The sequence below is a fragment of the Eikenella sp. HMSC061C02 genome (genome assembly GCF_001809035.1).
In the GTDB taxonomy this organism is placed as follows: domain Bacteria; phylum Pseudomonadota; class Gammaproteobacteria; order Burkholderiales; family Neisseriaceae; genus Eikenella; species Eikenella corrodens.
The window spans coordinates 1-5,743 of the sequence record NZ_KV795558.1; the positions used below are offsets into that span (position 1 = coordinate 1).

At 56.6% G+C, this 5,743-nt stretch carries 5 protein-coding genes and 1 pseudogene; 2 read left to right on the forward strand and 4 right to left on the reverse strand.

The annotated features are described in order from the left end of the window. Positions 1 to 315: 315 nt before the first annotated feature. The gene (locus HMPREF2541_RS06925; protein ID WP_064086358.1) at positions 316 to 1,056 is read right to left on the reverse strand and encodes a hypothetical protein; all 741 of its coding nucleotides are present in this window, start codon (positions 1,054 to 1,056) and stop codon (positions 316 to 318) included. A gap of 42 nt (positions 1,057 to 1,098) precedes the next feature. Then, the gene (locus HMPREF2541_RS06930) at positions 1,099 to 2,439 is read right to left on the reverse strand and encodes a replication-associated recombination protein A (protein ID WP_070542548.1); all 1,341 of its coding nucleotides are present in this window, start codon (positions 2,437 to 2,439) and stop codon (positions 1,099 to 1,101) included. A gap of 236 nt (positions 2,440 to 2,675) precedes the next feature. Between HMPREF2541_RS06930 and HMPREF2541_RS06935 the strand changes: the two genes are divergently transcribed. Then, positions 2,676 to 3,425 (forward strand): rhomboid family intramembrane serine protease, encoded by a 750-nt coding sequence (locus HMPREF2541_RS06935; RefSeq protein WP_003823072.1) that lies wholly within the window; start codon positions 2,676 to 2,678, stop codon positions 3,423 to 3,425. 36 nt (positions 3,426 to 3,461) lie between these two features. Continuing rightward, the gene (thrC, locus tag HMPREF2541_RS06940; RefSeq protein WP_070542551.1) at positions 3,462 to 4,874 is read left to right on the forward strand and encodes a threonine synthase; all 1,413 of its coding nucleotides are present in this window, start codon (positions 3,462 to 3,464) and stop codon (positions 4,872 to 4,874) included. A 55-nt stretch (positions 4,875 to 4,929) separates the two neighbouring features. Here thrC and HMPREF2541_RS12395 read toward each other — a convergent pair. Then, positions 4,930 to 5,036 (reverse strand): annotated as a pseudogene (locus tag HMPREF2541_RS12395) (IS5/IS1182 family transposase); the annotation flags it as partial. A 22-nt stretch (positions 5,037 to 5,058) separates the two neighbouring features. Continuing rightward, positions 5,059 to 5,553 carry a TlpA family protein disulfide reductase gene (locus HMPREF2541_RS06945; RefSeq protein ID WP_231103845.1) on the reverse strand — a complete coding sequence of 165 codons (495 nt, stop codon included), beginning with the start codon at positions 5,551 to 5,553 and terminating at the stop codon, positions 5,059 to 5,061. Positions 5,554 to 5,743 lie beyond the last annotated feature (190 nt).

Here is a 5,743-nt window from a genome sequence, read left to right on the forward strand (position 1 = left end):
TATATTGAGTGATTTTGCTTCCTAAGCCCCTAAACTAATATATGATTCTATATAAGAATCTATGAAGCCCTGTTCACGCCATTTTTCATATTTCCAATTTAATTTCATATGTTAATCCTTATGATATTTTAATTCATCTAGTCTAATTGCCAGTTATTCCAAAGCCGCGTGCGTGTGTTCCGCTCACACCCTACACTCCACATAATAAGCAGACTACCTGAAATTCATTTTTCAGGTAGTCTGTTGATCAGGCAGGGTGTAGGTTGGGTTAGTAACCCTAACATTTCACTTTAATTTGTTGGGTTACGCCTGCGGCTAACCCAACCTACTTTGCTGACCTACGGCTGCTGCTGATTGGGGAAAGTGCAGTAGCTTCGGGATGTCTGGGTGCACTTGCCTTTCAAAAATACAGGCTCGGCCGCTATAGAAATCGGGGTTGAATAAGTCGATACCGAAATGGCCGCAATAGCGTTCCACCATTTCCGGGGTGAGCCGGTCTTTGATGCGCCGGGCTTGGTATTGTTCTAACTCTTCAAATGGGAAGGGCTCGCCTTGTTCGACAAATTCCCAGCGGCTTTCTCGATGTGCTGCAATATAACGCCCAGGAACTTCATAATAATAGCCTGTTTCGGAAACAATTTTTTTGGCTCTCGAACCATCGCTATAACTGAATTGGGTTGAACCTGGTTTAATTTTTGGAATATCCCGTACCATGGTGATTGCGATCTCATGGACACCTAATATTTGGCATAAATAACTTGGGTCTGAATAAATATCAGTCCCCTGCATACCGTTATCCACATAAACACACCATGGAGACTGGGTTTCGGAAATCATTGCTTTGGGGGAATGTAGAGTCAGCGGCAGCAGGCTATTCAATCTTTGCTCCCATGTGCCGCCAATCTCAATCTTTTGTACGGGCACTTCACGATATTTATCCCGTTTACGCTCCCACTGGGCTATACAGTCAACCAGCTTGTCATAGGGAACTTCCAAAAAGGCCATGATATTGGTGGTGGGTGCATAACGGCGGAGGAAGAAATCGGGATCGCGCATGGGCTTCCTTGGTTGTTGAGGTGTGGAGGCTACCTGAAAATTTCAGGTAGCCTTTTTGTCTTCCGGCTGCGTGGTGCTGCTTAGGGCGGCTTCATCCAAATCTTTGAGCCAGGATAATTTTTCGGCGATTTTGGCTTCGAGGCCGCGTGGCACGGGTTGGTAGAAATCGGGCTCGGCCAGGCCTTCGGGCATATAGGTTTCGCCGGCGGCGTAGGCGTACGGTTCGTCGTGGGCGTAGCGGTAGGCGCGGCCGTAGCCGAGCTCTTTCATGAGCTTGGTGGGGGCGTTGCGCAGGTGGATCGGCACTTCGGCGCTGCCGTGTTGCTTCACAAATTGGCGCATTTGGTTGTAGGCGGTATAGCCGGCGTTGGATTTGGCGGCGGCAGCCAGATAGAGCACGGCTTGGGCGAGGGCGAGCTCGCCTTCGGGGGAGCCGAGGCGTTCGTAGGTGTGGGCGGCTTCGTTGGCGATGGTGAGGGCGCGTGGGTCGGCCAGGCCGATGTCTTCCCAGGCCATGCGGACGATGCGGCGGGCGAGGTAGCGTGGGTCGGCGCCTCCGTCGAGCATGCGGCAGAGCCAGTAGAGGGCGGCGTTGGGGTGGGAGCCGCGCACGGATTTGTGCAGGGCGGAGATTTGGTTGTAGAAGCTTTCGCCGCCTTTGTCGAAACGGCGGATTTGGCTGCCGAGGCTGTCGGCCAGGAAGTCGGCATTGAGCCGGCTGATGCGGCGGGTGGCGGCGGCGCGCAGGAGCTGTTCGAGCAGGTTTAGCAGGCGGCGGGCGTCGCCGTCGGCGGTTTGGATGAGCAGTTTTTGCGCGTCTTCTTCGAGGCTGAAGCTACGGTATTCGGGCAGGGCGAACACTTTGGCGGTGAGCTGGGCGAGTTCGTCGGCAGAAAGGGCTTGCAATACGTAAACTTGGGCGCGGCTGAGCAGGGCGGGATTCACTTCGAAGGAGGGGTTTTCGGTGGTGGCGCCGATGAAGGTGAGCAGGCCGCTTTCCACATAGGGCAGGAAGGCGTCTTGCTGGGCTTTGTTGAAGCGGTGGACTTCATCGACAAACAAAATGGTGGCTCGGCCTTGCTGGAGGGCGATTTCGGCTTTGTTGACGGCTTCGCGGATGTCTTTCACGCCGGAAAATACGGCGGATACGGGCAGGAATTGGGCGTTGAAGCTTTGTGCGAGAATGCGGGCGAGGGTGGTTTTGCCCACGCCGGGCGGCCCCCACAGCAGCATGGAGTGTGGCTGCCCGCCTTCCACGGCCACGCGCAGGGGCTTGCCCGCGCCGATCAGGTGCTGCTGGCCGACTACGTCGTCGAGCGTGTGCGGGCGCAGGCGTTCGGCCAGGGGGGCGGCGGGGGTTTGGGTGAAGAGGTCGTTGGGCATGGCGGGCTACCTGAAAAGTGGTAAGGCGTTGGGGTGGATTTTATAGCAAATTCTGCGCGGCGGCTTCAGGGGGAAGGGGCGGGTTGTGGTATGATGCGGCGCGATGGCTTTCAGGTAGCCTTAAGCGCATCGGCTGCGAATACTGAAAGGCTACCTGAAAGCTGTGTTTCCGATTTTCTGATTTTCTGAAAATAGCCCGGCACGGGCTGTTTTTAACGTTTGACTGATTTTTCCGTATGCGATTCCGTTTTGATTTTGCGGTGCTGTATGCCTTGCTGGCGCTGAATGTGCTGGTGTTTGTGCTGATGCAGTTGCCGGGTTTTGAATTTTTGCAGCTGGCCGGCCCGTTGTGGCCGCTTGAGCATCCGCGCTACCAATATTGGCAGTGGCTTAGCCATATGTTTTTGCACGCGAATTTCACGCATCTGCTGTTTAATATGGTGGTGTTGTGTTCGTTTGCTCCGATGTTGCTGCTGCGTTTCGGCCAGCGGCGCTTTTTGCTGCTGTATTTGCTGTGCGGCTTGGCCGGGGCGTTGCTTTATACGGGCTGGAACGAATACCTGATTGCCAACGGCGTGCGCAATGTGGCCGAGCAAATCGGGCTGGACGAAGCTACAGTACGCTCGGCGTTGCTCTCCGGCGGCCTGCCCAATGTGCCCGACGGCTTGGCGATGGCGTTTTATACCCACCTGCTGGGCGCATCGGGCGCGGTGTTCGGTGTGCTCGCGGCGTTTGCGCTGTGCTTCCCGGATGCGCCGCTCACGGTGATGTTTTTGCCGATGCGGATTAAGGCGAAGTATTTGGTGCCGGTGGCGGTGGGGTATGAGCTGTTTGCCCAGTTCGGCGGAGTATCGCTGTTTGGCGACAACATCGCGCATCTGGCGCACGTGGGCGGCGCGGTGTGTGGCGCACTATTAGCCTGGTATTGGCTCAGCCGCCGCGAGCCGGTGTCGTTTACCGATTCCGGTGCTTCGGATTTCAGGTAGCCTTTTTATACAAATCATTATTCCAACGGTGTTTTTATGAAATACATCAGCACGCGCGGGCAAACCGCGCCCAAATCTTTCAGCGAAGTTTTGCTTATGGGCCTCGCGCCCGACGGCGGCCTGATGCTGCCGGAGCGTTATCCGCAGGTGGATGCAGCCGCGCTGCAAAGCTGGCGAAATTTGAGCTACGCCGAATTGGCGTTTGAAATCATGAGCCTGTTTATCGACGATATTCCGGCAGCCGATTTGCGCCGACTGGCCGGCAACACCTACACCGAAGCCGTGTTCGGCACGCGCGAAATCACCCCGGTGCGCACCCTCTCCGACGGCATCAAAATCCAAGCCCTGTCCAACGGCCCCACGCTGGCCTTCAAAGACATGGCCATGCAGTTTCTCGGCCATGCCTTCGAATATGTGCTGGCGCGAGAAGGCAAATGCCTGAATATTATCGGCGCCACCAGCGGCGACACCGGCTCTGCCGCCGAATATGCCCTGCGCGGCAAGGCCGGCATTCATGTATTTATGCTGTCGCCGCACGGCAAAATGAGCGCCTTCCAGCGGGCGCAAATGTATAGCCTGGCCGATGCCAACATCCACAATATCGCCATCGAAGGCATGTTTGACGACTGCCAAGATATTGTGAAAGCGCTGCAAAACGATGCCGCCTTCAAGCAGCAATACAGCATCGGCACGGTAAACTCCATCAACTGGGGGCGCATCGTGGCGCAGGTGGTGTATTACTTTGCCGGCTATTTCCGCGCCACCGCAAGCAATAGCGAAGAAGTGAGCTTCTGCGTGCCCAGCGGCAATTTCGGCAACATTTGCGCCGGGCATATCGCCAAACAGATGGGCCTGCCCATCCGCCGCCTGATGGTGGCCACCAACGAAAACGATGTGCTGGACGAGTTCTTCCGCACCGGTCGCTACCGCCCGCGCAGCGCCGCTAAAACCTACGTTACCTCCAGCCCGTCGATGGATATTTCCAAAGCCTCCAATTTCGAGCGTTTTGTGTTTGATTTATTGGGGAGGGACAGCGTTCAGGTAGCCTCTTTGTGGCAGCAGGTAGCCTCGGGCGAAGGTTTCGATTTATCTGCCGAGTTGCCGCGCATCCGCGACACCTTCGGCTTTGTGTCCGGCTCCAGCCGCCATGCCGACCGCCTCGCCACCATCCGCGCGGTGCAAGCCAGCGACGGCGAATGGCTCGACCCGCACACCGCCGACGGCGTGAAAGTGGCGCGCGAATTGCGCGAAGCGGGCGAAACCGTCGTGTGCCTGGAAACCGCGCTGGCGGCCAAGTTTGCCGACACCATCAGCGAAGCCGCCGGGCATGAAGTAAACCCGCCGCGCCCCGCCGCACTGGCCGGGCTGGAAAACCTGCCGCAACACGTTACCGTGCTGCCCAACAGTGCGGCAGCAGTGAAAAGCTTGATTGAGCAGGCCTTGGCTTAATTGGTCGGCCATAGACAGGCTAAAAAGGCTACCTGAAAAATTTCAGGTAGCCTTCATATAGTGGATTAACTTTAAACCAGTACGGCGTTGCCTCGCCTTGCCGTACTATCTGTACTGTCTGCGGCTCGCCTCCTTGTCCTGATTTAAATTTAATTCACTATACCATTCATTTTTATCAAACGCTTCAGCCCGCGCGGCATTTCGCCGACGCTTCGGCCACTGCTTGCGTGAGCTGTTGCGGCGATACTTCGCCCAGCAGGGTTTTGCGGTAGTTGCCGCAGGCCGGGGCGCGGATGACGGTGAAGGGCAGGGCACCGGTTGGGTTGCCCAAGCCGTGCATCCAGGCGGTGCTGTCATTGCCGGTGTAGCGCAGAATCGGGTAGCGCACCGGCACGCTTTGCAAAAAGCGGCTCACATCGGCAGGCTTATCCAGCGCTACACCCGCCATATCCACGCGCACGCCGCGCCGCTGCCGTTTTTCCGCGGCATACCACTGCGAAAGCGCCGGCATTTCGCGTCGGCACGGCACACACCATGTCGCCCATACGTTCACCACCTGCACCCGCTTCTGCGCGCTGGTGTCGAGCGAAGCAGGGCGGTTGTCCGCATGGTTCACCAAATCCGCGGCATACAGCGGGGCAGCGGCCAGCAGGGCGGCCAATCCAACATATTTTTTCAAAACAGGCTTCCAAATTGTGAAAACAAGGGCGTTTATTGTACGATATAGCGGCTTGGAATAGAAACGGCTGATGGCCGATGCGGTTATTTCTTCCGACAGGGCAGGCTGGTTTTGCCATGCTTTATGTGCCGTCTGTGGCTGCATCGCCGCTTTGGATTTTTATAGTGAATTAAATTTAAACCAGTACAGC

What these genes read in the sequence shown, in the direction of transcription:
- HMPREF2541_RS06925 (WP_064086358.1), bottom strand. Translation starts at nt 1,056, where the DNA reads ATGCGCGATCCCGATTTCTTCCTCCGCCGTTATGCACCCACCACCAAT.
- HMPREF2541_RS06930 (WP_070542548.1), bottom strand. Translation starts at nt 2,439, where the DNA reads ATGCCCAACGACCTCTTCACCCAAACCCCCGCCGCCCCCCTGGCCGAA.
- HMPREF2541_RS06935 (WP_003823072.1), top strand. Translation starts at nt 2,676, where the DNA reads ATGCGATTCCGTTTTGATTTTGCGGTGCTGTATGCCTTGCTGGCGCTG.
- thrC (WP_070542551.1), top strand. Translation starts at nt 3,462, where the DNA reads ATGAAATACATCAGCACGCGCGGGCAAACCGCGCCCAAATCTTTCAGC.